The sequence below is a fragment of the Mycobacterium sp. 852002-51057_SCH5723018 genome (genome assembly GCF_001667035.1).
Lineage (GTDB): Bacteria > Actinomycetota > Actinomycetes > Mycobacteriales > Mycobacteriaceae > Mycobacterium.
Genome location: NZ_LZIR01000024.1, coordinates 15,609 through 41,668 on the forward strand (window position 1 = coordinate 15,609; position 26,060 = coordinate 41,668).

Genomic DNA, 26,060 nt, shown 5'->3' on the forward strand with positions numbered 1-26,060 from the left:
CTGCGCGGGGACGATGGTCCTCGACGGGCGGGTCAACCGGCCGGGATGGTTGGAGACGTCCGACGGGCGGATCGCGGCCTGCGGCGCCGCCCCGCCTCCCCGGCCCGCCGATCGGGACTTCCCCGATTGCATTGTGGTGCCGGGGTTTATCGACATGCATGTGCACGGCGGGGGCGGCGCCTCCTACACCGACGGCGACGGCATCGCCGCGGCCGCCGGGTTTCACCTGCGGCACGGCACCACCACGACGCTGGCCAGCCTGGTCACCGCCGGGCCGGCGGACCTGATGGCCGGCGTTCGCGCGCTCGCCGCCGCCACGCGGCGCGGCACCGTCGCCGGCATCCATTTGGAGGGGCCGTGGCTGAGCCGGGCGCGCTGCGGGGCCCACGACCCCGCCCTGATGCGTGACCCGGACCTCGCCGAGATCGACGCCGTGCTGGCCGCGGGTGAGGGCGCGGTCCGGATGGTGACGCTAGCGCCCGAACTGCCCGGAGGCGACGAGGCGATTCGTCGTTTTCTGGATGCCGGAGTTGTTGTGGCCCTGGGGCATACGGATGCGACCTATGAGCTGACCAAGCGCGCCATCGCCGCGGGCGCCACGCTGGGCACCCATCTGTTCAACGCGATGCCGCCGCTGCATCACCGCGAGCCGGGGCCCGCGCTGGCCCTGCTGCAGGACCCGGACGTGACCGTCGAACTGATCGCCGACGGCGTGCACGTGCACCCGGAGGTGACGCGCGCGGTGATCCGGGCCGCCGGACCCTGGCGCGTCGCCGTGGTCACCGACGCCATTGCCGCGGCCGGCCGCGGCGACGGGGCGTTTCGGCTCGGTGCCGTGCCGATCGACGTCGTGTCCGGGGTGGCCCGCGTGCGCGGGACGTCCACGATCGCCGGCAGCACCGCCACCATGGACGAGCTGTTTCGCACGGTGGCCTCTGATGTCGGGTTGGCCGCCGCAGCGCAGGTGACCTCGGCGACACCGGCCCGCGCGCTCGGCCTCGGCCGGGTGGGTAGCCTGCGGGCCGGCTACGACGCCAATCTCGTTGTGCTGGATCGCGATCTGCACGTCGCGGCCGTCATGGTGCGTGGCGACTGGCGGATGGGCGGCTAGCGCAGCCGACGGGTCAGCCGCGAAACGATAAGCGCCCCAAAGGCTCCCAAGCCCATCGCGGTCAGCGTCTGACGCGCGCTGAGCCCCTCGTCCACCTGCACCCGCGGCGCGATGATCGCCGGCGGCGGCGGATCGACTGGCTTGACTCGCGGATCGCTGGAAGCCGTGGCCGCCCAGGCGGTGGCGAACAGCACGAGATACGCCGTGATGTAGGAGAACACCATCAGGCCCAGCACCGGCCCGAACGTGGCCCCCGCCGGGCTGCGCACCACCGTCCGCAGGAAGATCGACGCCACCTGCTTGAACGCCTCGAACCCGAACGACGCCAGCAACCCGGCCCAGATCGAGGCGACCACGTCGACCTTCTCCCGCGGCAGCCGGGCGATCAGCCAGGTGAACAGCAGCCACGACACCAGCATGGAGACCAATATGGATAGGGCCCTGAAGACCCAGTCGAACACCGAAAGCTCAGGAACGCCAGCCCATCTCAGTACCGCACGCATCGGCGCGGACTGACCCAGCGTGGAAAGGGCGACCGTGGCTAGGGTCACCGCGAACGTCCCCACCATGGCGATCAGATCGGACAGCTTGTTGCGCACGAAGCCCGGTGACTCGATGCGCTGTTCCCACCACATCTCGGTCACCGCGGCTCGCAGGTGCGAGATCCAGCCCAGGCCCGCCCAGGCCGCGGTCGCCAGCCCGATGACACCGACCGAGGTCCGCGCGTCGATCGCCGAGTCCATCAGGTCCACCAGCTGCTGACCGAGCGCGCCGGGCACCGAGGACCGGATGTGGTCATCGATCGTGCGCAACAGTTCGTGCCGCCGGGCCAGCAGGAACCCGAACACCGCGAAACCGACCATCAGCAAAGGAAATAGCGCGAAGATCGTGTAATAGGTCAGGCCCGCGGCCAAGAAGCCGCCCTTGCGGTTGTCGAAGCGCTGGTAGGCGCGCATCACATGGTCGAACCACGCAAACCGGGCCCGCAGCCGATCCAGGATCCCCGGCTTGCCCGGCTCGCTCATGGTGAGACCTATTTCGGTTGGGGAAGAAAGCCTAACCGATCGTAAACCCGCTGAACGGTTTTGCCCGCCACGTCGTCGGCTCGGCCCGCACCGCTGGCGAGCACCGACTCCAATTCGGTGCGGTCTCCCATCAATTCGTCGACCCGGGCCTTGATCGGGCGCACGAACTCGACGACGGCCTCGGCGGTGTCCTTCTTCAGGTCGCCATAGCCGCGCCCGGCGTAACCGTCGACAAGCTTGTCGATCCCGACGCCGGTGACCGCCGACTGGATGGTCAGCAGGTTGGACACGCCCGGCTTGGCGTCGGTGTCATAACGGATCTCGCGCTCGCTGTCGGTCACGGCCGAGCGAATCTTCTTGGCCGACAATGCCGGGTCGTCGAGCAGGTTGATCAGCCCGGCATCGGTGGCCGCGGATTTGCTCATCTTCGACGTCGGGTCGGCCAGGTCGTAGATCTTGGCGGTGACCTTGGGGATGAGGACGTCGGGGACAACGAAGGTGTCGGGGAAGCGGCTGTTGAACCGCTGCGCGACGTCGCGGGCCAGCTCGAGGTGCTGGCGCTGATCCTCGCCCACGGGCACCAGGTCGGTGTCGTAGGCCAGCACGTCGGCGGCCTGCAGCACCGGGTAGGTGAACAGGCCCACGGTGGTCGAGTCGCTGCCCTGGCGCGCCGACTTGTCCTTGAATTGCGTCATCCGCGACGCCTGACCGAAGCCGGTGAAGCAACCCAGCACCCACGCCAACTGGGTGTGCGCGGGCACGTGGCTCTGCACGAAGACGGTGCTGCGGGCGGGGTCGATGCCCAGGGCCAGGTATTGGGCGGCCGTGATCAGGGTGCGGCGGCGCAGCGCCTCGGGATCCTGCGCGATGGTGATGGCGTGCAGGTCGACCACGCAGAAGAACGCGTCGTACTCGTCCGGGTGGTCGTCCTGCAGGCCCACCCACTGGGTGATCGCACCCAACGCGTTACCCAGGTGAAGCGAATCGGAGGTGGGCTGCACGCCGGAGAAAATCCGGCGGGATCCGGTGGAGGTGCTCATGATGCCCCGATCTTTTCACGACGGACGGCGTGCGGTTCGACCACCGGTCACCCCTTTGTTGCGGTACCGCCGGTACCGCCTTTAGTGTCGCGGTATGACGTCTCGTGCGCCGATCCACCTGGGCTCCGGAGAACCCGTCCTGTTGCTGCACCCGTTCCTGCTGTCCCAGACGGTGTGGGACGACGTGGCCCGGCGCCTGGCCGACACCGGCCGTTACGAGGTGTTCGCCCCGACGATGGCCGGTCACAACGGCGGTCGGTACGCCGGCACCTGGCTGCTGAGCTCCGCGGTGCTGGCCGACCACGTGGAGCGTCAGATGGACGAACTGGGCTGGAAGACGGCCCATATCGTCGGCAACTCGCTGGGCGGCTGGGTCGCGTTCGAGTTGGAGCGGCGCGGCCGGGCACGCAGCGTGACCGGCATTGCACCCGCGGGCGGATGGACGCGCTGGAGCCCGGGCAAATTCCTGGTCATCGGCAAATTCATCGCGCTCATGCCGGTCTTGTTTGCAGCTCGCTTGCTCGGGCAACGGGCGCTGCAGCTGCCGTTCAGCCGTCAGCTGGCCACCGGGCCGCTGAGCGGATCACCGGACGGCCTCAGCGAGCGCCAACTGTCCGGCGTTGTCGACGACGCCGCGCACTGCCCGGCCTATTTCCAGTTGCTGGTCAAGGCGCTGCTGCAGCCCGGGCTGCTGGAGTTGGCCGAGACCGCCGTACCGACACACCTGGTGCTGTGCGAGAAGGATCGAATCTTCCCGCCGCGCCGGTTCAGCCGGCATTTCACCGACTTCCTCCCCAAGGGAACCAAGGTCACCACGCTCGACGGTGTCGGACACGTCCCCACGCTGGAAGCGTCCGAGCGGGTGACCGAGGTCATCCGCGACTTCCTCGACCAGTGCGTCGAGCCTGACCGGGACCGCCAGGAGTCCGCCGGCTAGTCGGTCGCCCCTAACCAGCTAGAGCCTTCTCCAGGTTCTCGGCGATGGAATTGAGGAATTCCTCGCTGTTCTGCCACTCCTGGTCGGGACCGATCAGGATGGCGAGGTCCTTGGTCATCTTGCCGCCCTCGACGGTGGCGATGACCACCTCTTCCAGCTTCTTCGCGAACTCGATCACCTCGGGGGTGTCGTCCAGCTTGCCGCGGTGCTGCAGTCCGCGGGTCCAGGCGAAGATCGAGGCGATCGGGTTCGTCGACGTCGGTTTGCCGGCCCGGTACTGGCGGAAGTGGCGGGTCACGGTGCCGTGCGCGGCCTCGGCCTCGACCGTCTTCCCGTCGGCCGTCATCAGCACGGACGTCATCAGGCCCAGCGAGCCGTAGCCCTGGGCGACGGTGTCGGACTGCACGTCACCGTCGTAGTTCTTGCAGGCCCACACGTAGCCGCCCTCCCATTTGAGGCAGGCCGCCACCATGTCGTCGATGAGCCGGTGCTCGTAGGTCAGTCCCTCGGCTTCGAACTGCTCCTTGAACTCCTCTTCATAGACGCACTGGAACTCGTCTTTGAACATGCCGTCGTAGGCCTTGAGGATGGTGTTCTTGGTCGACAGGTACACCGGCCACTTGGCGTTCAGGCCGTAGGCGAATGAGGCGCGCGCGAAGTCGCGGATGGATTCCTTGAAGTTGTACATCCCCATCACGACGCCGCCCTCTTCGGGAATGGACACCACCTCGTGCACCATCGGCTCGCTGCCGTCAGCGGGCGTGAACGTCAGCGTGACGGTGCCCGCCTGTTCGACCTTGAAGTTCGTCGCCCGGTACTGGTCGCCAAAAGCGTGACGGCCGATAACGATCGGCTTGGTCCAGCCCGGAACCAACCGCGGCACATTCGAGATCACGATCGGCTCGCGGAAGATGGTGCCGCCCAGGATGTTCCGGATCGTCCCATTGGGCGAGAGCCACATCTTCTTGAGGTTGAACTCCTGGACCCGGGCTTCGTCGGGGGTGATGGTCGCGCACTTGACGCCCACGCCGTGCTTCTTGATGGCATACGCCGCGTCGATCGTCACCTGGTCGTCGGTGCGGTCGCGGTGCTCGATACCCAGGTCGTAGTAGTCCAGATTGATGTCGAGGTGGGGCAGGATCAGCATGTCCTTGATGAACTTCCAGATGACACGGGTCATCTCGTCACCGTCGAGCTCTACTACCGGGCCCTGAACTTTGATCTTGGGTTCGTTGGACATATCGAGCTCGACTTCCTCCTCGCGGCCCTTAACTTCGGGAGCCCTGCGAAGCTGCTAGTGCCTCATTGAACGTCTTGCTCGGCCGCATCACTGCAGTCGTCTTCTCGCTGTCCGGGTGATAGTAGCCACCGATGTCGACCGCCTGGCCCTGCGCCTCGCCAAGCTCGGCCACGATGGCCTCCTCGTTTTTGCTCAACGAGTCGGCAAGCGCGGCGAAGTGCTCGCGCAACTCCTCGTCGTCGGATTGCGCGGCGAGTTCCCTGGCCCAGTACAGCGCCAGGTAGAACTGGCTGCCGCGGTTATCGAGTTCACCGGTCTTGCGCGACGGACTTTTGTTGTTTTCCAGCAGCTTGCCGATCGCGGCATCCAGCGTCTTGCCCAGAAGCTTGGCGCGCTCGTGGCCGGACTTGATACCGATGTCTTCGAAACACGCTCCAAGAGCGAGGAACTCGCCGAGGGAATCCCAGCGCAGATGATTTTCCTCGACGAGTTGGTGGACGTGTTTGGGCGCCGAACCGCCCGCTCCGGTTTCGTACATCCCGCCGCCGGCCATCAGCGGCACGACGGACAGCATCTTGGCGCTGGTGCCCAGCTCGAGGATCGGGAACAGGTCGGTGAGGTAGTCGCGCAGGATGTTTCCGGTCGCGGCGATGGTGTCCTGTCCGCGCATCGCGCGCTCCAGGGTGTACCTCATGGCCCACACCTGCGGCATGATCTGAATCTCGAGGCCCTCGGTGTCGTGCTCCTTCAGATACTCCTTGACCTTCTTGCGCAGCTCGACCTCGTGCGGCCGCTCGGTGTCCAGCCAGAACACCACCGTCATGCCCGCGTTTCGCGCTCGGGTGACGGCCAGCTTGACCCAGTCGCGGATCGCTTCGTCCGTCACGATGGGCATGCGCCAGATGTCGCCGGCTTCCACGTGCTGGGTCAGCAGGACTTCCCCGGTGTCCAGGTCGACGATGTTGGCCACACCGTCTTCGGGCACCTCGAACGTCTTGTCGTGCGAGCCGTATTCCTCGGCCTGTTGGGCCATCAGGCCGACGTTGGGCACGGTGCCCATGGTTGTCGGATCGAACTGCCCGTGGGTTTTACAAAAGTTGATGATCTCTTGGTAGATGCGGGAGAACGTGGACTCGGGGTTGACGGCCTTGGTGTCCTTCTGCCGCCCGTCGGCGCCCCACATCTTGCCGCCGGCGCGGATCATCGCCGGCATCGACGCGTCCACGATCACGTCGCTGGGCGAATGAAAGTTGGTGATGCCCTTGGCCGAGTCGACCATCGCCAGCTCGGGGCGGTGCTCGTGGCAGGCGTGCAGGTCGCGGATGATCTCCTCGTGCAGCAGGTCGGGCAGCGACTCGATCCTGTTGTACAGATCGACCAATCCGTTGTTGACGTTGACGCCGAGCTCGTCGAACAGCTCCTGGTGCATGGCGAACGCCTCCTTGTAGAAGGTCTTCACAGCGTGGCCGAAGACGATGGGGTGGGAGACCTTCATCATGGTGGCCTTCACGTGGAGCGAGAACATCACGCCGGTCTCGTAGGCGTCCTGCATCTGCTCCTCGTAGAACTCGCAGAGGGCCTTCTTGCTCATGAACATGCTGTCGATGACGTCGCCTTCGCGCAGCTCGACCTTTCCCTTGAGCTCGAGGGTCTCCCCGCCCTTGGTCTCCAGCACCATCTTCACGTCGCGCGCGCGGTCCAGCGTCATCGACTTCTCACCGTGGTAGAAGTCGCCGTGCCGCATGGTCGCGACGTGAGTGCGCGACGCCGGCGACCATTCCCCCATGCTGTGGGGGTGCCTGCGCGCGTACTCCTTGACGGCCTTTGGCGCGCGCCGGTCCGAATTGCCCTGCCGCAGGACCGGATTGACCGCGCTGCCGAGGCACTTGGCATAGCAATCCCGGATTTCGGAGTCCTCGTCGGTCTTCGGACTCTGCGGAAAGTCCGGAATCTTGAATCCCTGGCCCTGCAGTTCCTTGACGGCGGCGATCAGCTGGGGGACGGAGGCACTGATGTTCGGCAGCTTGATGATGTTGGTGTCGGCGAGCTGCGTCAGCCGGCCCAGCTCGCCCAGGTTGTCCGGAACCCGCTGTTCTTCGGTGAGGTGGTCGGGGAACTCGGCGAGAATCCGGGCGGCCACGGAGATGTCACTGGTCTTGATCTCGATGCCCGCCGGCTCGGCGAAGGCACGCAGGATCGGCAGGAACGCATAGGTGGCCAGCAGCGGCGCTTCGTCGGTCAGCGTGTAGATGACGGTCGGTTGTTCGGCGCTCACGGTCCCTCTCCCGGCGTCAAAATCTTCGAATATCGGTCAGATGTCTGGGGGGTCGGCGTTCTTCCTGCCACGTTATCAAGGGTGTTTGGACAGGTGTCCACCTGCATGTGCACCGTCCGCCAGTTCCGCCACTGGCACCGGGGTGGCATCAAGTCGGCACAATATATAGTCTTCGTATTGGTCATGAGTGCCAGCGCATAGCCCCGGCTTGCTGGCCGGCAACCCTCCAACCGCGGTGGGGTGCCCCGGGTGATGACCGGGTTGAGTAGCCCCAACCGGCTATCCGGCAAGCGCGGGTCCGCCATGACGGGCCCCTGAGTAGACAGGGCAACGTGATGTGCATCCAACCAGCTCATTCGCGCCTCCTCGTGTTCCGGTGCTAGCCGCCGGTCTGCGGTCGACGTCATCGGCGATGGCGTCGGACGCCTGCGAGCGCCCCGGTATCTGATTCACCCTCTAGCAGAAAGCACCGCCCGTGAGCTCCGAGAACAGCACCGAAACCGATCCGACCGCGCATTGGTCGTTCGAAACCAAGCAGGTCCACGCCGGCCAGAGCCCGGACTCGGCGACCAACGCCCGCGCCCTGCCGATTTACCAGACCACCTCCTACGTCTTCGAAGACACCTCGCACGCCGCCGCGCTGTTCGGGCTCGAGGTTCCGGGCAACATCTACACCCGGATCGGCAACCCGACCACCGACGTCGTCGAGCAGCGCATCGCCGCGCTCGAGGGTGGCGTGGCCGCGCTGTTCCTGTCGTCCGGGCAGGCCGCTGAGACTTTCGCCATATTGAACCTCGCGAGTGCCGGGGATCATATTGTCTCCAGCCCGCGGCTCTACGGCGGCACTTACAACCTGTTCCACTATTCGCTGCCGAAGCTCGGCATCGAGGTCAGCTTCGTCGAGGACCCCGATGATCTGGATTCCTGGCAGGCGGCGGTGCGGCCGAACACCAAGGCGTTCTTCGCCGAGACGATCTCCAATCCGCAGATCGACGTGCTGGACACCCCCGGGGTCTCCGGCGTCGCCCACGCCAACGGGGTGCCGCTGATCGTCGACAACACCATCGCCACGCCTTACCTGATCCAGCCGTTCACCCAGGGCGCCGACATCGTGGTGCACTCGGCGACCAAGTACCTCGGGGGCCACGGCGCCGCGATCGCGGGCGTCATCGTCGACGGCGGCACCTTCGACTGGACGCAGGGCCGCTTCCCCGGGTTCACCACGCCAGACCCGAGTTACCACGGCGTGGTGTTCGCCGAGCTGGGGCCGCCGGCGTACGCGCTCAAGGCGCGCGTGCAGCTGCTGCGCGACCTCGGGTCGGCCGCTTCGCCGTTCAACGCGTTCCTGGTGGCCCAGGGCATCGAGACGCTGAGCCTGCGCATGGAGCGCCACGTCGCCAACGCGCAACGCGTCGCCGAATTTTTGGCCCGCCGCCGAGACGACAACCAAGGCGTGGTGTCCGTGAACTACGCGGGCCTGCCCAGCTCGCCCTGGTACGAGCGGGCAAAGAAGCTGGCGCCCAAGGGAACTGGGGCGGTGCTGGCGTTCGAGCTGGCCGGCGGCATCGAGGCCGGCAAGGCGTTCGTCAACGCGCTCAAGCTGCACAGCCACGTCGCCAACATTGGCGACGTGCGCTCGCTGGTGATCCACCCGGCGTCGACCACACACGCGCAGCTTTCGCCCGAGGAGCAGCTGTCCACCGGGGTCAGCCCCGGGCTGGTGCGGCTGGCCGTCGGCATCGAAGGCATCGACGACATCCTGGCCGACCTGGAGCTCGGCTTCGCCGCGGCTCGGAGATTCGGGACCGAGGCGGCCGGGGCCGACCCGCAGGCCGCTAAGATCCCAGCGGCGTTCTGAGGGTGCTGGGATGACGATCTCCGACGTTCCGACGCAGACGCTGCCGGCCGAAGGCGAAGTGGGCTTTGTCCACATCGGCTCGCTGACCACCGAAAGCGGCGCGGTGATCGACGATGTGTGCATCGCCGTCCAGCGCTGGGGTGAGCTGTCGCCGACCCGTGACAACGTGGTCGTCGTCCTGCACGCGTTGACCGGCGATTCGCACATCACGGGGCCCGCCGGGCCAGGGCATCCCACGCCGGGCTGGTGGGACGGGGTGGCCGGTCCGGGCGCGCCCATCGACACCAACCGCTGGTGCGCGGTGGCCACCAACGTGCTGGGCGGCTGCCGCGGCTCCACCGGCCCCAGCTCGCTGGCGCGGGACGGAAAGCCATGGGGCTCAAGGTTTCCGCTGATTACCGTGCGCGACCAGGTGGAGGCGGACATCGCCGCGCTGGCCGCGCTGGGCATCGACCGGGTTGCCGCGGTGGTCGGCGGATCCATGGGCGGCGCAAGGGCTTTGGAATGGATCGTCGGCCATCCCGACACGGTCCGGGCCGGGCTGCTGCTGGCGGTCGGCGCCCGCGCCACCGGCGACCAGATCGGCACCCAGACCACTCAGGTCGCGGCCATCAAGACCGACCCGAACTGGCAGGGCGGCGACTACCACGGCACCGGGCGCACGCCGGATGCCGGTCTGACGATCGCGCGCCGCTTCGCGCACCTGACCTACCGCGGCGAGGTGGAGCTCGACACTCGGTTCGCCAACGACAACCAGGGCGACGAGGACCCGGCGAACGGCGGCCGCTACGCCGTGCAGAGCTACCTCGAGCACCAGGGCGACAAGCTGCTGTCCCGCTTCGACGCCGGCAGCTACGTCATCTTGACCGAGGCGTTGAACAGCCACGACGTCGGCCGCGGCCGCGGCGGGGTGGAGGCGGCGCTGCGTGGGTGCCCGGTCCCGGTCGTGGTCGGCGGTATCACCTCTGACCGGCTCTACCCGCTGCGCCTGCAGCAGGAGCTGGCCGAGCTGCTGCCGGGATGCACCGAGCTCAACGTTGTCGAGTCCATCTGCGGCCACGACGGCTTCCTCGTCGAGTCCGACGCCGTCGGCGAGTTGATCCGCAAGACGCTGGACTTGGCCCATGAGGAAGGCGCGTGCCCTAAATGTCCGAGGTGACGCGCTCGAGGCACGACCGCTCCCTGTCTTTCGGCTCGGCGGCCGCCGCCTACGAGCGTGGCCGCCCCTCCTATCCGCCGGAGGCGATCGACTGGCTGTTGCCGCGCGGCGCGCGCCAAGTGCTCGACCTGGGGGCGGGCACCGGCAAGCTGACCACCCGGCTGGTGGAGCGCGGCCTGGACGTGGTGGCCGTCGACCCGATTCCCGACATGCTCGAGGTGCTACATACCTCGCTGCCGGAGACGCGTGCGCTGCTGGGCACCGCAGAAGAGATTCCGTTGGAGGACAACAGCGTTGACGTCGTATTGGTCGCCCAGGCGTGGCACTGGGTGAATCCCGAACGCGCGATTCCCGAGGTGGCCCGGGTGCTGCGTCCGGGCGGGCGGCTGGGCCTGGTGTGGAACACCCGCGACGAACGGCTCGGCTGGGTGCGCGAACTGGGCGAGATCATCGGTTCCGACGGCGACCGCGGCCGCTTCGACGTCAAGCTCTCCGAGTCGTTCACCGAGCCCGAGCGGCATCAGGTCGAGTGGACGAGTTACCTTACGCCGCAAGCCTTGATCGACCTGGTTGCATCGCGCAGCTACTGCATCACGTCGCCGACCGAGGTCCGCACCCAGACGCTCGACCAGGTGCGTCGGTTGCTCGCCACCCATCCGGCCCTGGCGAATTCGACCGGCCTGGCGCTGCCCTATGTCACCGTGTGCATCCGCGCGGCGCTGGGCGGATAGCCACCAAGCGCTACCACTCGTCGTCGTCCTCGTCGCGTCGCAGCAGTTTTTCGGCGTGCCAGTAGGTGTTGGTGCGGGGTTGGCCGCGGTCGAGGTGTGGGGGTGGGATCCACTCGGTGTCGCCGTTCGCGTTTTTGCGGGTGCTCCAGCCGCCGGGCCTGAGCATGCGGTGTTGGGCACCGCACGCGAAGGTCAGGTCGTTTACGTCGGTGGTACGGCATCTGGCGTAGTCGGTGACGTGATGGACTTCGCTGTAGTAGCCGGGCACCGTGCAGCCCGGTGCGGTGCAGCCACGATCCTTGGCGTACAACACGATTCGCTGGGCCGGGGAGGCCAGCCGTTTGGTGTGATAGAGCGTCAGCGCTTTGCCCTCGTCGAAGATGGCCAGGTAGTGACGCGCATGACGGGCCAGACGGATCACGTCACTCATGGGCAAGATGCTGCCCCCGCCGGTCAGCCCGCGTCCGGCGGCGGCTTCGAGCTCCTTCAACGTGGTGGTGACGATGATCGACGCGGGCAGCCCGTTGTGCTGGCCCAATTTTCCCGACGCCAGCAGGGCGCGCAGCGCGGCGTTGAGCGCATCGTGATTGCGCTGACCGGCCGAGCGGGCGTCTCCATCGATGGCTTCTTGGGTGGGCGGCCCATCCACGCACCGGGTGTCGTCGAACGGGTTGCACATGCCGGGGGCGGCCAGTTTGGCGAGCACGGCCTCTAGGGTTGCGCGGGCTTCGGGGGTCAGCACCCCACGCAGCTCGGACATACCATCGGCTTGCTGGTTGCCCAGGGTCAGGCCGCGGCGTCGCGCCCGATCCTCGTCGGTGTAGATGCCGTCGGGGTTCAGGCAGTCGGCCAGCGTGGCGGCCAGCTCGGCCAGTTGTTCCGGGCGAAATCGGGTGCCTTCCTTGGCCAACTTCGCCTCGACTTGGTCGCGAGTGACGGTATCGACCCAGCCGGGCAGCTGATGCCAAAACCGCCGAATCACCACGACTTGGCCCGTCCCCAGCTTGCCGTCGCGTTGCGCGGCGGCGGTGCCGGCCAGCACCGGCGCCAATGGTTCGCCGGTGAGACCGTGGCGTGGCCCAAGATCGGCTGCCTCCTTGATGCGCCGCGATGCTTCCGTACGGCTGATCAGCGTCGCCTCCGCGATGGCGTGCGACAGCTTGCCGCCCAACTCTTCGGCAGTGGCCTGGCGGGCCAGCGCGTTGATCATCGGATGCTCGACGGCCGGCATCCGCCGGCGCACCCTCTCACAGCGTTCTAACAGCCCCAACAACTCCCGGGTACTCAACGTCTCACAGTCCAGGCCGGCCGTCCCGTCCATTGCGGCGTCGAGCGTGTCAAAGGCAGCCGTGATCGCCTCCCGATCAACCACTTTGCCAGCCATAATCCCAAGCTAGCCATCACCACCGACAGAAATCCCGCCCAGGATTCACTGAAACAAAAGTGGCGCAAGTGATTCCATCGGGAGCGGTCTGGAACAGTTGTATGCGACTCCAGCCGCCGGGCGCCGGCGTGGCGCCGTCAGGCACCGGGCTCCCCGCGGAGCTCTTCGGCCCGGGCAGAAGCAGCTGCAGCGGGCCGCGCACGACGGAGGCAACGCCGGCGCGGCGTTCAAGTCAAGCCCAGGTGGGTGGTGTAGAAGTCCACCGCCGCCCGCACGTCGTCGACGAGGTAACGCCGCGGACGAGTTCGGTCGTTCCGGTAAGTTACCTCAGAAATTCAACCCGGAGAACATCACTCGGTTGGGATCGTACTTCTGCCGCACGGTCGTCAGCTGTGACAGGTTCGAACCGAAGTAACGCGACGCCGACGTGTTGGGCTCCAGGTAGTTCACGTAGCCCCCCACCGAAAACTGTTGCACCGCTTGGTGCGCCGCACTCACCCACTGCGTCGCGGCGGCCACCTGATTGCTCGCCGGCTCCACGTACCACTGCAACACCGCCGACTGCTGGCGCCACGGGAACGCGCTGTCCCCCGCGCCGATGTCGCCCACCGCACCGCCCAACGGCTCGACGAGCACCGACGCTTGCCCGGCCGTCGACGGCCACTCCCCGATTGCCGTCGCAATCCCATGCGCCGCAGCGGCATTGACGGTCGAGATGACGTCGGATCCGGCCACGAATCCGCGCGGCGACGGCGTCGAGCTGCCACCGGCCAGGTACATCACCAGGTCCGTGTGGCTGAACGTCTTGGTCTGGACGGCACTGGGCGCCACGCCAACCGCGGATTTGATCGCATCGGTCATCGCCGCGCCCGCGCCCGCCGGAGCGGTGGCCAACACGTGGCAGTTCGGCTGGCTACCACCAAAGGACAGATCCACCAGCCCCCACTGGTTCCGGTCGGCAGAGTTCAGCCACGACTGCCAGCCGACGAGCACCTGCACTGCCGACGACGGCGGGAAGTCGATGCGGACGAGGTCGGTGTCGCCAGTTGCGAACGTAGAGAACGTCATTGACGTCGCCACCCCGAAGTTGCCGCCGCCACCGCCGCGCAGTGCCCAGAACAGATCCGGATGGTCGTTGGCGGACGCGGTGACCACCTCGCCGCTCGGTAGTACCACCGTGGCCGACTGCAGCGCGTCACAGGTCAGCCCCGCGTGCCGGGAGTCGGCCCCCAAACCACCGCCGAGCGCCAGGCCCGCGATGCCGACCGTCGGGCAGCTGCCGGCGCGCGCGGCGCGGCCGGCGCCGGCCAACGCCTGGTGCACGGCATACAGGGTGGCCGCCGGCGTGACGGTGACGTTGCCGCCGCCGTCGAGGTTGGCGCCCCCCGGAAGCCGGCGCAAATCCAGCACCATCACGCCGTTGGCGCTCGACGCGCCGATGTACGAATGCCCACCGCCGCGCGGGGCGACCTTGAGCTGGTTTGCGGCCGCGAACGACAGCGCCTTCTGCACATCGGCTTGCGATGAGGCGGTGACCACCGCGGCCGGATTGGAGCTGTTGTAGAACGAATTGAAAACCTGCTTGTCCGTGACGAATTGGGCACCGCTGGCGGGCAGGAGCACACTACCGCCGATCGACGACGCCAGCCCGGCCCAGCCGCTTCCCGGGTCGGCCGCCGCCCGAGTGGTACCGAAAACCGCTCCCGCCGCTAGCATTCCGGCGGCGCCGCGAAGAAACTGCTGGCGCGACATGCGACTCTGCACGGAAAGCTCCATCGGTCGGCTGCGATTCGTCGCCATGGCCCGGATTCTTAACCATTCGGCACCCAAAAGCCCGGCGTCCGGCCGAGTGTCGGATCACAGTGTGGCCTCGATCGCCCGGCGGCCGACCAGCAAACCGGACCGCAATAATCGACACCCAGACCGCGCCGGCCTTACGAAACGCTTATTGTGCAAACCTTTATCGCACCGTGTTGTAAACGTGACAGTTATAGATCAGAGTTCTTAGCGTGACTTGAGTGCCAAAAGTGCACTCCGCGACAGAAGGGGCGGCTGGCATGAAGGCATTCGCGAGGACACCCGGTTGGCTTTGGTCGTTTCGCCAGCAGCCGCTGACCATTCGCCTGCTCGCCGGGGCCGCCGGGCTCCTGACCGTGGCCGCCGCTTTCGCGGCGCCGGCCGAGGCGGACCCCGCCGACGACAACTTCATCGACGCGCTCAACCACGCCGGCATCGACTTCGGCGAACCGGGCAACGCGATGTCGGTGGGTCAGTCCATCTGCCCCATGCTCGCCAAGCCGGGCGGGAACTTCGCCGCCGCCGCGGCGAGCGTCACCAACCGCGGCCTTTCGCCGGGGATGGCCCAGATGTTCACGACCATTGCCATTCAGATGTACTGCCCGCAGGAGATAGCGAACATTGCGAGTGGCAACCCGACCGCGGGCCTGCCGCAAATCCCCGGCATGCCCGGCGGCCTGTCCCAACTGCCCGGCGGCCTGAACCAAATCCCCCGCGTACCAGGGATTTAGCGGGTACCCAGCGGGTCGATGGTCGACGCGATATAGACCATCGCCGCGGCCACCGTCGCGGTGGTCACGAAGTCGATGCCCTTGCTGCGGACGACCAAGAGCCCGGCACGGTCCTCGGATAACACCAACCGCAGTACCGCCGCCACGCCGACACCGATACCGATCAGCAGGGCACCGCGGCGCCAGAAGTTGGCCCCCGCCAGCACGAAGGCCGCCGCGAATGTCAACCCCACCAACAGGATCGGCCACTGCGCCCGGATTGCGGCAGCCGCCGTCATTGCCGCTCCGCCAGTTCGACGACGTTGGTGAGCAGGAACGCGCGGGTAAGCGGGCCGACACCACCGGGATTCGGCGACACGTGGCCGGCCACCTCCCACACACCGGGATGCACATCGCCGACGAGGCCGTCCTCGGTGCGGCTGACGCCCACGTCGACGACGGCGGCGCCGGGACGCACCATGTCGGCGGTCAGCAGGTGCGCGACACCGACGGCGGCCACGATCACGTCCGCCTGCCTGGTCAACGCGGCCAGATCTCGGGTTCCGGTGTGGCACAAGGTGACCGTGGCGTTCTCGGAGCGTCGGGTCATCAGCAGACCCAGCGGGCGGCCCACCGTCACACCGCGGCCGATGATCACCACGTGCGCCCCGGCGATCTCGACGTCATAGCGGCGCAGCAAGTGCACGATCCCCCGCGCGGTACACGGCAGGGGCGCCGGGGTGGACAGCACCAGCCGGCCCAGGTTGGTCGGGTGCAGCCCGTCGGCGTCCTTGGCCGGGTCGATGCGCTCGAGTGCCGCGTTCTCGTCTAGCTGCTTGGGTAGCGGCAACTGCACGATGTAGCCGGTGCATTCCGGGTTGGCGTTCAGCTCGTCGATGGTGGCGTTCAGCTCTTCGGTGCTGATGTCGGCAGGCAGGTCGCGGCGGATCGAGGTGATGCCCACCTTGGCGCAGTCGGCGTGCTTGCCGCGGACGTAGGCCTGAGATCCGGGATCGTTACCGACCAGGATGGTGCCCAGCCCCGGTGTGCGGCCCGCCGCGGTGAGTTCTGCGACCCGCTGCTTGAGGTCGACGAAGATCTCGTCCCGGGTGGCCTTGCCGTCCAGCGTGATTGCGCCCACGCCTGACAGTCTGGCACGCCGCAGGCTGCGCTTGTTGATGGCGACCCGCTGCGCCCGGCTACGCCGCACTTGCGATCGCCATTGCGCTCGTTGATGGCGACCCGCTGCGCCCGGCTACGCCGCACTTGCGATCGCCATTACGCCGCGCTTGCGATCGCGATTAGGCTCCCGATATGCCCGATACCCCGGACGTCTTCAGCCCAGCCAAGCTGGGTCCGATCACGCTGCGCAACCGCGTCATCAAGGCCGCGACGTTCGAGGCGCGCACGGACGGTGCGCTGGCGACCGACGACCTGATCGAGTACCACCGGCTGCCGGCCGCCGGCGGGGTCGCCATGACCACCGTCGCCTACTGCGCGGTCTCCCCCGGCGGCCGCACGGAGGGCAATGGGCTGTGGATGCGCCCGGAGGCGGTGCCTGGGCTGCGACGGCTGACCGACGCGATCCACGCCGAGGACGCGAAGGTGAGCGCCCAGATCGGCCACGCCGGCCCGGTGGCAAACGCCCGCTCCAACAAGGCCACCGCGCTGGCGCCGGTGCGGTTCTTCAACCCCATCGGGATGCGGTTCGCCAAGAAGGCCACCCGCGACGACATCGACGACGTCCTGGCCGCGCACGCCAACGCCGCGCGGCTGGCCATCGACGCCGGCTTCGACGCGGTCGAAATCCATTTGGGCCACAACTATTTGGCGAGCGCCTTTCTTTCGCCGCTGATCAACCGCCGCGACGACGAGTTCGGCGGGTCGCTTCAAAACCGCGCCAAGGTGGCCCGCGGTCTGGTGATGGCCGTCCGCCGCGCCGTGGAGAAAGAAGGCGCGCCGATCGCGGTGACCGCCAAGCTCAACATGGCCGACGGTGTCCGCGGTGGCATCGGCACCGAGGAATCGGTGACCACCGCCAAATGGCTGCAGGACGACGGCGGCCTGGACGCGATCGAACTCACCGCGGGCAGCTCGCTGGTCAACCCGATGTATCTGTTCCGCGGCGACGCGCCGGTCAAGGAGTTCGCCGGCGCCTTCAAGCCGCCGCTGCGCTGGGGCATCCGCATGACCGGCAAGAAGTTCCTGCGCGAGTACCCCTATCGGGAGGCCTATCTGCTGCGCGACGCCAAGCTGTTCCGCGCCGAGCTGACGATGCCGCTGATCCTGCTGGGCGGCATCACCAACCGGGAGACGATGGACCTGGCCATGGCGGAGGGCTTCCAGTTCGTGGCGATGGGCCGGGCCCTGCTGGCCGAGCCGGACCTGATAAACCGCATCGCCGCCGACGGCGCGCAGCACAGCGTGCGTTCGGCGTGCACGCACTGCAACCAGTGCATGGCAACCGTCTACAGCCGGACTCGGTGCGTGGTGACGGGGGCGCCGGACGCCATCCACGCGACCGGGTAACAGCGGTCGCACAAGCTACAGTTGTGGCAATGAGTGCACCAGCCCCACCGGCCTTAACCGTTCGCAGCGACGCGTCGGAACGCACCTTCGCAGCGGGTCACGACGTGGTCGTCGGGCGTGATCTTCGGGCCGACATGCGCATCACGCACCCGCTGATTTCGCGCGCCCACTTGTTGCTGCGCTACGACCAGGGCCGGTGGCTGGCGATTGACAACGGTTCGCTCAACGGCACTTTCGTCAACGGCCGCCGGGTCCCGGTGGTCGACATCCACGACGGCCAAAGCATCAACATCGGAAACCCGGACGGCCCGCTGCTCACCTTCGAGGTCGGGCGCCACCAAGGGTTGGCCGGACGGCCGCCGCGGACCGAGTCGATGGGCATTCCGGCGGTGGCCCAGTCGGGGACGGCGTGGCCGGCCTCGCAGGCGTCGGGCCAACCCGGCCCTGCCGTCGCCGCCCCACCCGGGCCGCCGCCCGGACCCCCAGGCCGCACCCCGAACTGGGCCGCGCCGGCGGCACGGCGCCCACCACCCCCGCCGCCGGGGCAACCCGTCTACCCGACCAGCGGCGGGGGTCGGCCCCCGGCCTACCCGACCAGCGCGCCGCCGCCCAATTTCCTGCTCCACCACGCCCACATGGCCGCCTCGCAGGCGGGGCCGGAGACGCAGATGTCGCCCAGCTCCGCCAAGCCGCCTGAGGTGGGCAACCTGGCGACGAAAATGTTCCAGGCGTTGCGGCCGTCGCGGTCCGGAGCCATGCCCAAGCCGTCCGAGGCGCAAACGATCGGCCGGGCGACCGACAACGACATCGTCATCCAGGACGTCCTGGCGTCGCGCCATCACGCGTTTTTGACGCAGACGGCGCTGGGGACCGAGATCCGCGACGCGCACAGCGTCAACGGGACGTTCGTCAACGGTGTCCGGGTCGGGTCGGCGGTGCTGACCGAGGGCGACGTGGTCACGATCGGAAACGTCGACCTGGTGTTCACCGGCGACACCCTGGTGCGCCGCACGGAAGCGGCGACGCGCACCGGCGGCCTGGAGGTGAACTCGGTCTGCTTCGACATCGACGGCAAGCGACTGCTCAACCACATCTCGCTGACCGCCCGCCCCGGGACGCTGACCGCCATCATCGGTGGGTCCGGCGCCGGGAAGACCACGCTGTCGCGGGTGATCGCCGGGTACACCAGCCCCAGTTCGGGCTCGGTGACTTTCGAGGGTCACAACATTCACACGGAATACGCGTCGCTGCGCAGCAGGATCGGGATGGTGCCCCAGGACGACGTGGTGCACCGGCAGCTGACCGTCAACCAGGCGCTCGGTTATGCCGCCGAGCTGCGGCTGCCGCCGGACACCAGCAAGGCCGACCGCGAACAGGTCGTCGCGCAGGTGCTCGAGGAACTGGAGCTGACCAAGCACGCCGACACTCGCGTCGATAAGCTGTCCGGCGGCCAGCGCAAGCGCGCCTCGGTGGCGCTGGAGCTGTTGACCGGGCCGTCGCTGCTGATCCTCGACGAGCCGACCACCGGCCTCGACCCGGCGCTGGACCGCCAGGTGATGATGATGCTGCGCCAGCTCGCCGACGCCGGGCGCGTGGTGCTCATTGTCACGCACTCGGTGTCCTACCTCGACGTGTGCGATCAGCTGCTGCTGGTGGCGCCCGGCGGCAAGACGGCGTTCCTGGGGCCGCCCAGCCAAATCGGTGCGGCGATGGGGACCAGCAACTGGGCCGACATCTTCACCAAGGTGGGCGCCGACCCCGACGAGGCCAACCGCCGCTTCCTGGCCGAGCATCGGCCGACGCCGGCCCCGTCCGAACACAGCCCGGCCGCCGACCTCGGCGAGCCGACCCACACCGACGTCCGCCGCCAGTTCTGGACCGTCGCCCGCCGCCAGGTCCGCCTCGTGGTGTCCGACCGCGGGTACACGGTGTTCTTGGCGTTGTTGCCGTTCCTCATCGGCGTGCTGACCCTGACCGTCCGCGGCAAGAGCGGATACGGCATGTCGGATCCGTTGGGCAACAATCCGGCTCAGCCCGACCAGATCCTGGTCATGCTCAACGTCGGCGCGGTGTTCATGGGTACCGCGCTGACAATCCGCGACCTCGTCGGCGAGCGCCCCATCTTCAAACGCGAACAGGCGGTCGGCCTCTCGACGGTGGCCTACATCGCCGCCAAAATCGTGGTGTTCTCCGCATTCGCGATCGTTCAGGCGGCGATCGCCACCATCATCTCGGTGATCGGCTGGGGCACACCGCTGTCCGGGCCCGTGCTGCTGGGAGATGTCCGACTAGAGCTGTTCGTCACCGTCGCCGCGACCTGTGTGGCCTCGGCGCTGCTCGGCATGGCGCTGTCGGCGCTGGCCCAATCGCAGGACCAGATCATGCCGATGCTGGTGGTGTCGATCATGAGCCAGCTGGTGTTCTCCGGTGGGATGATCTGGGTGACCGACCGGCTCGTGCTCGACCAGCTCTCGTGGGTCACGCCCGCGCGCTGGGGCTTCGCGGCGTCGGCATCGACGATCGACACCCACCGGCTGATACCGGGACCGACGGACCCCAAGGATCAGCACTGGGACCACAAGGCGAGCGCGTGGCTGTTCGACATGGCCATGCTCGGGGTCTTGTGCGTGGTCTATACCGCCGTTGTCTGGTGGAAGATCCGGCTCAAGCGGCGCTGACACCCGCTGATCGCCCACGTGCACGTGCTGCTGCGCTTTGACGGCGCCAGGTGGGGTCGACCCCCGACCCGCTTAGTCGCGCCCGGCGTCCAGGCGCAGCCCGTGCGCCAGCGCGAAGCCCATGGCCTGGTCGACGTCGACGCGCGCGCCCGCCAGCGAGGCGGTCCGCCACAGCGAGGGGTCCACGGTCGCGCCACGCAGGTCGGCGTCGTCCAGCCGGGCGCCGGTCGTCCGCGCGCCGGTGAGGTCGGCGCCGCGCAACACGGCCTTGCGCAGGTCGGTCTCCACCAGGCTGGCCTCGCGCAGCCGACAGCCGCTCAGGTCGACGCCGCGAAGGTCGTTGCCGCCCAACACCGCGAGGGTGAAATCCACCTCGTCGAACGTGATCGGGCGCATCCGGCATCCCACGAATACCGAGCCCAGCATGCTGCACTGCGCGAACGTGCTGTGCCACAGCAAGGTTCGCGCAAAGGTGCAGTTACGAAACGCCGAGCCGTTGTGCTGTGACTCGGACAGGTTGGCGCCGCTGAAGTCGCATTCGCTGAACACGGCCCGTTCGGTGCGCAGCCGGCTGAGATCCTCGTCGCGAAAATCGGTGCCGGTGACTTCGCGATCGACCCACTCGTGCAAAGCGGGATCAGCTCGCGGCCAGCGTTTCCAGCGCGTATTCGCTGACCGCGATCAGGGCGTCGGTCGCCGACCTGCGATCGCGCGCGTCGACCGTGATTACCGGGATGTGCCGCGGCAGGGTCAGCGCCTCGCGCACCGCCTCGACGGGATAGCGTGGGGCGCCGTCGAATTCGTTGACCGCGATCAAAAACGGCAGGTTGCGGTGTTCGAAGAAGTCGACCGCGGCGAAGCTGTCCTGCAGGCGCCGGCAGTCCACCAGCACGATCGCGCCGATGGCGCCGCGCACCAGGTCGTCCCACATGAACCAGAACCGGCGCTGCCCCGGGGTGCCGAACAGGTAGAGCACCAGGTCCTCTTCCAGCGTGATGCGGCCGAAGTCCATCGCGACCGTGGTGGTCCGCTTGTGGGGGGTGGCCTCGAGCGCGTCGACGTTGGTCGACGCGTCGGTGAGCATCGCCTCGGTGCGCAACGGCATGATCTCGGAGACCGCACCGACGAAGGTGGTCTTGCCGACGCCGAAACCGCCCGCGATGACGATCTTCGTCGACGCGTGGGATCCTCCGTCAGAGTGCTTTAAGACCACGCAGGGTCCTTCCTATGAGTTCGTGGCGCTCGTCGCGGGTGGAGCGCTCGGTCAAGGTTCTATGCACCCGAAGGTAGCCGGACAGCACCAGATCGCCCACCAGGACGCGCGCGACACCGACCGGTAAATCCAGCCGGGCCGAGATCTCGGCGACCGACGGGCTGTCGGCGCACAGTTGGATGATCTTGCCTCTCGCATCGTTGGGTGGCCACCGGTGAGCCAGGCCCGCCTGCAACGCCTGTATCGGCGCCTCCAGCGGAAGGTCGACGTCGGTGTCGGTCCGCCCCGAGGTCAGGGTGTAGGGACGGACCAGGTTCGCCTCACGGGAGGCCGGCCACCGCTCGCGTCTGTCCATCGCGGCTCACGAGCGCTGGTGTGTAGCGGAGCGGCGGCTGGACTGCACCACGCCGCCCACCCGTTCGACGAGGATAGCCATCTCGTAACCGATCTGACCGATGTCGCAGGACGTCACGGCCAGCGTCGCCAGATGCGAGCCGTCGCCGACTCGCATCAGCAACAAGTATCCGTTTTGCATCTCGACCACCGACTGCAGCACCTGCCCGCCCTCGAACAGCTCCGCGGCGCCGGTGGCGAGGCTGGCCAGCCCCGAGGCCACGGCGGCCAACTGATCGGCTCGTTCGCGTGGAAGGTGCTCGCTGGCGGCGACGGGAAGCCCGTCGACGGACACCAGCAAGGCGTGCGCGACCCCGGGGACCTCGCGGGCGAACTTCGTCACCAGCCAGTCCAGCGAGTTGCCAGCAGACGTCATGCCTCTTCCGATCCTTCGTTCGTCTCGCGGGCGTGCGACCGTCCGGAGCGCACGCCGCCGAAATGGCTACTGAACGAGGCGCGAACCGCCTCGGGGTCACGCGTCACCGCGGCATGCTCCGCCTGACGATGGGATCCGCCGTTGGAGCCGACGAGGGATCCTTCGTCCTCGTCTTGGCCCTGCTCGCCCGAGGTCCCGTTGGCCGTGCCGGGCACCAGCCGGGCGCCGGGTTTGCGGACCGGCAGCCCGTGCTCGGCGGTGTGGGTCTCGACGGGCTTTTCCTCCGCCGCGGCGGCCAGCGACCAGCCGCGGTCCCACACCGACTGCCAATCCAGGTCGGGGCTATCTACCAGGTCGTGCGGGTCCCCTAGCATCTCCGAGAGCATCCGGCGATAGATCACGTCATCGTCGGCCGGGGCCGCTGGGGTCTTCGTGGCTTTCGGGATGGTCGGAATCGACTCGCCGGCGAGCCTGGCGGGCGGGGGTGCGGCCGGCGGCTCCGGGGCCGGCTGGGCCTGTGCGGCCCGGTCTGTGGCGCTTTGCGAACGCGCGGCGAAGAACGCCGACGTGTTCGATACCGGGGCGGCCTTGGGCGGCGCCGGCTGTGGCTCCGGCGCCTGCTGGGCGGGCTGCTCACTTTCCCACCAGGGAGTCGCGAGCTCGCGCCGGTGCCGCCGGGGCAGCTGCTCGGCCGGCGGGTCCGGAACCGCGGGAACTTCGGTGATGCCGCTGGAGCCCGGGTTGCGGCGCGGCAACAACGTGACCGACGGCCCCAACGCCTCCGAGCCGTTCTGGTTCGCCGGCTCCGGCGCCACGTGCTGCGCGGCGGGCTCCCCGCCGGGATCCGTCGTCGCTATGGCGTTGGCGAGCTGGGTGCTCGGCGAGGACACCGCCCCGACCCGTCCGCGCGGCGACGCTGCACGGACGACCGGAAGGCCCTCGAGCACCGTCGGCGGCAGGTAGATCTCGGCCGTCGTCCCCGAGCCGGCCTCGTTGGCCGCCGGCCCGCGCAGCCCCACCCGGATGCCGTGCCGGGCGGCGATGCGGCCCACCACGAACAGGCCCATGTGACGGGCGTTGTCGGGGGTGGGGTCGGGGGTGTCCTTGCCGCCGGCCTGCAGCCGCATGTTGGCTATGCGCCGATCGGCGTCGTTCATGCCCAGGCCGGAGTCGGAGACGCGCACCACCACCCCGCTGTCGCCGCCGCGCGCCGCGGAGATGCGCACGGTCGTCGTCGGCGGCGAGTAGCGCAGGGCGTTGTCGATGAGTTCGGCGAACATATGGATGGCGCCGCCGGCGGCCGCGCCGATCACGGTGCAGTCGGGCAGGCCCATGATCTCGACCCGGCGGTAGTCCTCGACCTCGGATACCGCGGCGTTGATCACCGTCGACAGCGGCACCGGCTCGCGCTGGTCCCGGGCCAGCTGGGCGCCGGCCAGCACCAGCAGGTTGGCGCTGTTGCGGCGTAGCCGGGCCGCCAGGTGATCCAGCCGGAACAGGTTGTCGAGACGCTCGGGATCTTCCTCGTTGCGCTCCAGCCGGTCGATCAGCGCCAGCTGCTGGTCCACCAGCGACCGGCTGCGCCGCGACATGGTCTCGAACATGTCGCTGACCAACAACCGCAACCGGGCCTCGTCACCGGCCAGCAACAGGGCCTGGCCGTGCAGCTCATCGACGGCATGGGCGACCTGGCCGATCTCCTCGGTGGTGTAGACCGGCAGCGGCTGCGGGATCGGCTCGGCGCCACCGGCCTTGACGCGGGCCACCTCCTCCTCGAGGTCGGTGTGGGCGACCTTGAGCGCGCCGTCGCGCAGCACGCGCAGCGGGCGTACCAGCGCGCGCGCCACCAGCGACACGATGGCCAGCGCGATCACGATGGCCGCCAGCACCAGCGCGGCGTCGAGGATGGCGGCGTTGCGGCGGTCGTCGGCCTGGGCGCGCACCGACTTGGTCACCGACGCGGTGGCATCCTTGATGACCTGTTCGGCGATGCCGTCGGTGGTGTGGATGGAGCGCAGCAGCTCGGGGTTGTCGACGAGCACACTGGCCGGATCCGACATGATCGCCATCCGGGTCACCATTTGCTGCTGCAGCGTCTTGGCCTCCGGCGACCCCGCACCCAGCACTTCGCTCATCCCGAACAGGGTCGACGGTTCGGTGCCGGCCAGCGTGATCATCGAGGTCCGCAATTGCGGCTCGGGCAGGTCGGCGCCGCGGGTGACCAGGATCTCCTGCATCGTCATCTGCCCGCGGGCGCCGACCGCCCGGCTCAGGCCCTGCGCCTCGGCGCGGATGCGCTCGTCGTCGACGCGCACCGACGCGATGATCACGTCCTCGGCCGTCAACAGGATCGGAGCGTAGGTGGTGACCCGGTCCCGCAAACCGATGCTGTTGTCGGCCACCTTGTCCAGCAGCCCCTGACCGCCGTTGAGCAGCGTGCTCACGCCCGAGCGGACGTCAGGGACGAGGTCGGTGTCGGCCACCCGGGTCTGCAGCTCGTATTTGCGCGCCTCGTAGTTCTTCTTCGCCCCCTCGACGTCGCGCCCGGTGGAGCTGGCCAGCAGCGCGACATCCAACGCCGACATGTACTTGGTGATCGCCGGCAGCACGTCGGCGCGGGCGGCGGCCAGCTTCAGGCCGCCGGAGTTCGACATGGCGTCCTTGATGCGCAGCCCGCCGAACGCGGTCGCCAAAACGAGCGGTACCAGCAGGATCGCCAACACCTTGTAGCGCACCGGCCAGTTGCTCAGCGACCAGGTGGACGGGCGTTTACCCGGTCCCGCCTGGGCGGCCGGGACGTCGCGTCGAGCCGCCTCGGCCGGATTGGCCGGGCGGGTGAACATGGTCACGTGATCGCGGCCGGGTGACCGGCCGCTGCGCTGACCCCTAGCGCTTTGCGTAACGAGATGCTCATGAAACTTCCTGCTTAGTTCGTGCCAGCCCCCGCGCAGATGGGCGCGAGCGATAAACGCCTGGCAATCCGACGAGTATGACAGCACCCGGCCGAGGTCTCCACAATTCTTACTGAGTAGGCAGAGCCCTCCAAGGTTCACCAGTGCGCCGAGGCGCAAGTCTGGCAAACAATCGGCTTTGTCATGATCGGCACATGTTCCGGCTGATGTTCGTAAGCCCGCGCATTGCCCCGAACACGGGCAACGCCATCCGGACGGCGGCCGCCACCGGCGCCGAATTGCACCTGGTCGAGCCGCTGGGCTTCGACCTGTCCGAGCCCAAACTCCGCCGGGCCGGGCTGGACTATCACGACCTCGCGTCGGTCACCGTCCATCCGTCGCTGCACGCCGCGTGGGATGCGCTGTTGCCGGCGCGGGTGTTCGCCTTCACCGCGCACGCCCCGACGTCGTTTGCCGACGTCGGCTACGAGCCCGGTGACGTGCTGATGTTCGGGCCGGAACCCGACGGGCTGGACGCGGCGACCCTGGCCGACGCGCGCATCACCTGTCAGGTGCGCATCCCGATGCTGGCGGGGCGGCGCTCGCTGAACCTGTCCAATGCGGCGGCGATCGCCGTCTACGAGGCCTGGCGCCAGCACGGCTATTCGGGTGCGGTCTGATCGGTCGCCGCGATGAGTATTGCGGCCGGGGCG

22 protein-coding genes and 1 riboswitch are annotated in these 26,060 nt (G+C 68.2%); of the genes, 9 read left to right on the top strand and 13 right to left on the bottom strand.

Translation table 11 applies throughout. The features are described 5' to 3' along the window. Positions 1–13: 13 nt before the first annotated feature. Complete coding sequence (nagA, locus tag A5764_RS06465) at positions 14–1,111, top strand: N-acetylglucosamine-6-phosphate deacetylase (protein WP_369807281.1); 1,098 nt, start codon at positions 14–16, stop codon at positions 1,109–1,111. Here the strand turns inward: nagA and yhjD are convergent. Both yhjD and trpS read right to left on the bottom strand, forming a co-directional pair. After that, a complete protein-coding gene (yhjD, locus tag A5764_RS06470; RefSeq protein ID WP_067110327.1) occupies positions 1,108–2,136 on the bottom strand; it encodes an inner membrane protein YhjD in 1,029 nt (342 codons plus the stop codon). The genes nagA and yhjD overlap by 4 nt on opposite strands. Before the next feature lie 8 nt (positions 2,137–2,144). Continuing rightward, complete coding sequence (trpS, locus tag A5764_RS06475) at positions 2,145–3,176, bottom strand: tryptophan--tRNA ligase (protein ID WP_067110330.1); 1,032 nt, start codon at positions 3,174–3,176, stop codon at positions 2,145–2,147. 139 nt (positions 3,177–3,315) lie between these two features. On the opposite strand from trpS, the gene A5764_RS06480 reads away from it, so the two are divergent. Continuing rightward, positions 3,316–4,113: an alpha/beta fold hydrolase gene (locus tag A5764_RS06480; RefSeq protein ID WP_067110410.1), complete on the top strand. Its 798-nt coding sequence runs from the start codon at positions 3,316–3,318 to the stop codon at positions 4,111–4,113. Between the two features lie 10 nt (positions 4,114–4,123). On the opposite strand, the gene A5764_RS06485 is transcribed toward A5764_RS06480, so the two are convergent. Together A5764_RS06485 and A5764_RS06490 are read right to left on the bottom strand one after the other, a co-directional pair. Beyond that, on the bottom strand, positions 4,124–5,353 hold the full coding sequence (locus tag A5764_RS06485) for an NADP-dependent isocitrate dehydrogenase (RefSeq protein WP_067110332.1): 1,230 nt from the start codon (positions 5,351–5,353) through the stop codon (positions 4,124–4,126). 28 nt (positions 5,354–5,381) lie between these two features. Further along, a complete protein-coding gene (locus tag A5764_RS06490; protein ID WP_067110335.1) occupies positions 5,382–7,628 on the bottom strand; it encodes an NADP-dependent isocitrate dehydrogenase in 2,247 nt (748 codons plus the stop codon). A gap of 179 nt (positions 7,629–7,807) precedes the next feature. Continuing rightward, positions 7,808–7,927, top strand: a riboswitch (SAM riboswitch). 176 nt (positions 7,928–8,103) lie between these two features. Between A5764_RS06490 and A5764_RS06495 the strand changes: the two genes are divergently transcribed. From A5764_RS06495 to A5764_RS06505, 3 genes are read left to right on the top strand one after another with little or no spacing between them, the layout of a single operon-like run. Beyond that, positions 8,104–9,486: a bifunctional o-acetylhomoserine/o-acetylserine sulfhydrylase gene (locus tag A5764_RS06495; RefSeq protein WP_067110337.1), complete on the top strand. Its 1,383-nt coding sequence runs from the start codon at positions 8,104–8,106 to the stop codon at positions 9,484–9,486. A gap of 10 nt (positions 9,487–9,496) precedes the next feature. Next, positions 9,497–10,645 carry a homoserine O-acetyltransferase gene (locus tag A5764_RS06500; RefSeq protein ID WP_067110340.1) on the top strand — a complete coding sequence of 383 codons (1,149 nt, stop codon included), beginning with the start codon at positions 9,497–9,499 and terminating at the stop codon, positions 10,643–10,645. Continuing rightward, entirely contained in the window at positions 10,642–11,376 is a 735-nt protein-coding gene (locus A5764_RS06505) for a class I SAM-dependent methyltransferase (protein ID WP_067110414.1), read from the top strand. The genes A5764_RS06500 and A5764_RS06505 overlap by 4 nt, the downstream gene beginning before the upstream one ends. A gap of 10 nt (positions 11,377–11,386) precedes the next feature. On the opposite strand, the gene A5764_RS06510 is transcribed toward A5764_RS06505, so the two are convergent. Both A5764_RS06510 and A5764_RS06515 read right to left on the bottom strand, forming a co-directional pair. Next, positions 11,387–12,760, bottom strand: coding sequence for an HNH endonuclease signature motif containing protein (locus tag A5764_RS06510; protein ID WP_067110343.1), 1,374 nt, complete (start codon positions 12,758–12,760; stop codon positions 11,387–11,389). Between the two features lie 327 nt (positions 12,761–13,087). Further along, entirely contained in the window at positions 13,088–14,524 is a 1,437-nt protein-coding gene (locus tag A5764_RS06515; RefSeq protein ID WP_197501223.1) for an FAD-binding oxidoreductase, read from the bottom strand. A 293-nt stretch (positions 14,525–14,817) separates the two neighbouring features. On the opposite strand from A5764_RS06515, the gene A5764_RS06520 reads away from it, so the two are divergent. After that, positions 14,818–15,288, top strand: a complete 471-nt coding sequence (locus tag A5764_RS06520) for a DUF732 domain-containing protein (RefSeq protein ID WP_067110349.1) — start codon at positions 14,818–14,820, stop codon at positions 15,286–15,288. On the opposite strand, the gene A5764_RS06525 is transcribed toward A5764_RS06520, so the two are convergent. Further along, a complete protein-coding gene (locus tag A5764_RS06525) occupies positions 15,285–15,566 on the bottom strand; it encodes a DUF3017 domain-containing protein (protein WP_067110352.1) in 282 nt (93 codons plus the stop codon). The genes A5764_RS06520 and A5764_RS06525 overlap by 4 nt on opposite strands. Beyond that, positions 15,563–16,408, bottom strand: a complete 846-nt coding sequence (locus tag A5764_RS06530) for a bifunctional methylenetetrahydrofolate dehydrogenase/methenyltetrahydrofolate cyclohydrolase (RefSeq protein WP_067110417.1) — start codon at positions 16,406–16,408, stop codon at positions 15,563–15,565. Before A5764_RS06530 ends, A5764_RS06525 begins: the two co-directional genes overlap by 4 nt. Before the next feature lie 173 nt (positions 16,409–16,581). Between A5764_RS06530 and A5764_RS06535 the strand changes: the two genes are divergently transcribed. Further along, on the top strand, positions 16,582–17,796 hold the full coding sequence (locus A5764_RS06535; protein WP_067110355.1) for an NADH:flavin oxidoreductase: 1,215 nt from the start codon (positions 16,582–16,584) through the stop codon (positions 17,794–17,796). Between the two features lie 29 nt (positions 17,797–17,825). Further along, complete coding sequence (locus tag A5764_RS06540) at positions 17,826–20,474, top strand: FHA domain-containing protein (protein ID WP_067110359.1); 2,649 nt, start codon at positions 17,826–17,828, stop codon at positions 20,472–20,474. Between the two features lie 72 nt (positions 20,475–20,546). Here the strand turns inward: A5764_RS06540 and A5764_RS06545 are convergent, their stop codons facing one another. Genes A5764_RS06545 through A5764_RS06565 form a run of 5 tightly spaced genes read right to left on the bottom strand, consistent with a single transcriptional unit; the run spans position 20,547 to position 25,305 of the window. After that, positions 20,547–21,104: a pentapeptide repeat-containing protein gene (locus tag A5764_RS06545; protein WP_067110362.1), complete on the bottom strand. Its 558-nt coding sequence runs from the start codon at positions 21,102–21,104 to the stop codon at positions 20,547–20,549. Positions 21,105–21,111: 7 nt separating this feature from the next. Next, on the bottom strand, positions 21,112–21,687 hold the full coding sequence (locus tag A5764_RS06550; RefSeq protein WP_067110365.1) for an ATP/GTP-binding protein: 576 nt from the start codon (positions 21,685–21,687) through the stop codon (positions 21,112–21,114). Continuing rightward, entirely contained in the window at positions 21,668–22,042 is a 375-nt protein-coding gene (locus A5764_RS06555; protein WP_067110369.1) for a DUF742 domain-containing protein, read from the bottom strand. The genes A5764_RS06550 and A5764_RS06555 overlap by 20 nt, the downstream gene beginning before the upstream one ends. Before the next feature lie 6 nt (positions 22,043–22,048). Further along, the gene (locus A5764_RS06560; RefSeq protein WP_067110372.1) at positions 22,049–22,456 is read right to left on the bottom strand and encodes a roadblock/LC7 domain-containing protein; all 408 of its coding nucleotides are present in this window, start codon (positions 22,454–22,456) and stop codon (positions 22,049–22,051) included. Continuing rightward, on the bottom strand, positions 22,453–25,305 hold the full coding sequence (locus A5764_RS06565; protein WP_067110375.1) for a sensor histidine kinase: 2,853 nt from the start codon (positions 25,303–25,305) through the stop codon (positions 22,453–22,455). Before A5764_RS06565 ends, A5764_RS06560 begins: the two co-directional genes overlap by 4 nt. Before the next feature lie 257 nt (positions 25,306–25,562). On the opposite strand from A5764_RS06565, the gene A5764_RS06570 reads away from it, so the two are divergent. Beyond that, positions 25,563–26,027 carry a tRNA (cytidine(34)-2'-O)-methyltransferase gene (locus A5764_RS06570; protein ID WP_067110378.1) on the top strand — a complete coding sequence of 155 codons (465 nt, stop codon included), beginning with the start codon at positions 25,563–25,565 and terminating at the stop codon, positions 26,025–26,027. Positions 26,028–26,060 lie beyond the last annotated feature (33 nt).

Bases quoted from the DNA above. Each gene is read 5' to 3' on its own strand.
- A5764_RS06560 (WP_067110372.1), bottom strand. From the start codon at position 22,456: ATGACGTCTGCTGGCAACTCGCTGGACTGGCTGGTGACGAAGTTCGCC.
- A5764_RS06510 (WP_067110343.1), bottom strand. From the start codon at position 12,760: ATGGCTGGCAAAGTGGTTGATCGGGAGGCGATCACGGCTGCCTTTGAC.
- A5764_RS06525 (WP_067110352.1), bottom strand. From the start codon at position 15,566: ATGACGGCGGCTGCCGCAATCCGGGCGCAGTGGCCGATCCTGTTGGTG.
- yhjD (WP_067110327.1), bottom strand. From the start codon at position 2,136: ATGAGCGAGCCGGGCAAGCCGGGGATCCTGGATCGGCTGCGGGCCCGG.
- A5764_RS06485 (WP_067110332.1), bottom strand. From the start codon at position 5,353: ATGTCCAACGAACCCAAGATCAAAGTTCAGGGCCCGGTAGTAGAGCTC.
- A5764_RS06555 (WP_067110369.1), bottom strand. From the start codon at position 22,042: ATGGACAGACGCGAGCGGTGGCCGGCCTCCCGTGAGGCGAACCTGGTC.
- nagA (WP_369807281.1), top strand. From the start codon at position 14: ATGGTCCTCGACGGGCGGGTCAACCGGCCGGGATGGTTGGAGACGTCC.
- trpS (WP_067110330.1), bottom strand. From the start codon at position 3,176: ATGAGCACCTCCACCGGATCCCGCCGGATTTTCTCCGGCGTGCAGCCC.
- A5764_RS06540 (WP_067110359.1), top strand. From the start codon at position 17,826: ATGAGTGCACCAGCCCCACCGGCCTTAACCGTTCGCAGCGACGCGTCG.
- A5764_RS06500 (WP_067110340.1), top strand. From the start codon at position 9,497: ATGACGATCTCCGACGTTCCGACGCAGACGCTGCCGGCCGAAGGCGAA.
- A5764_RS06535 (WP_067110355.1), top strand. From the start codon at position 16,582: ATGCCCGATACCCCGGACGTCTTCAGCCCAGCCAAGCTGGGTCCGATC.
- A5764_RS06570 (WP_067110378.1), top strand. From the start codon at position 25,563: ATGTTCCGGCTGATGTTCGTAAGCCCGCGCATTGCCCCGAACACGGGC.
- A5764_RS06520 (WP_067110349.1), top strand. From the start codon at position 14,818: ATGAAGGCATTCGCGAGGACACCCGGTTGGCTTTGGTCGTTTCGCCAG.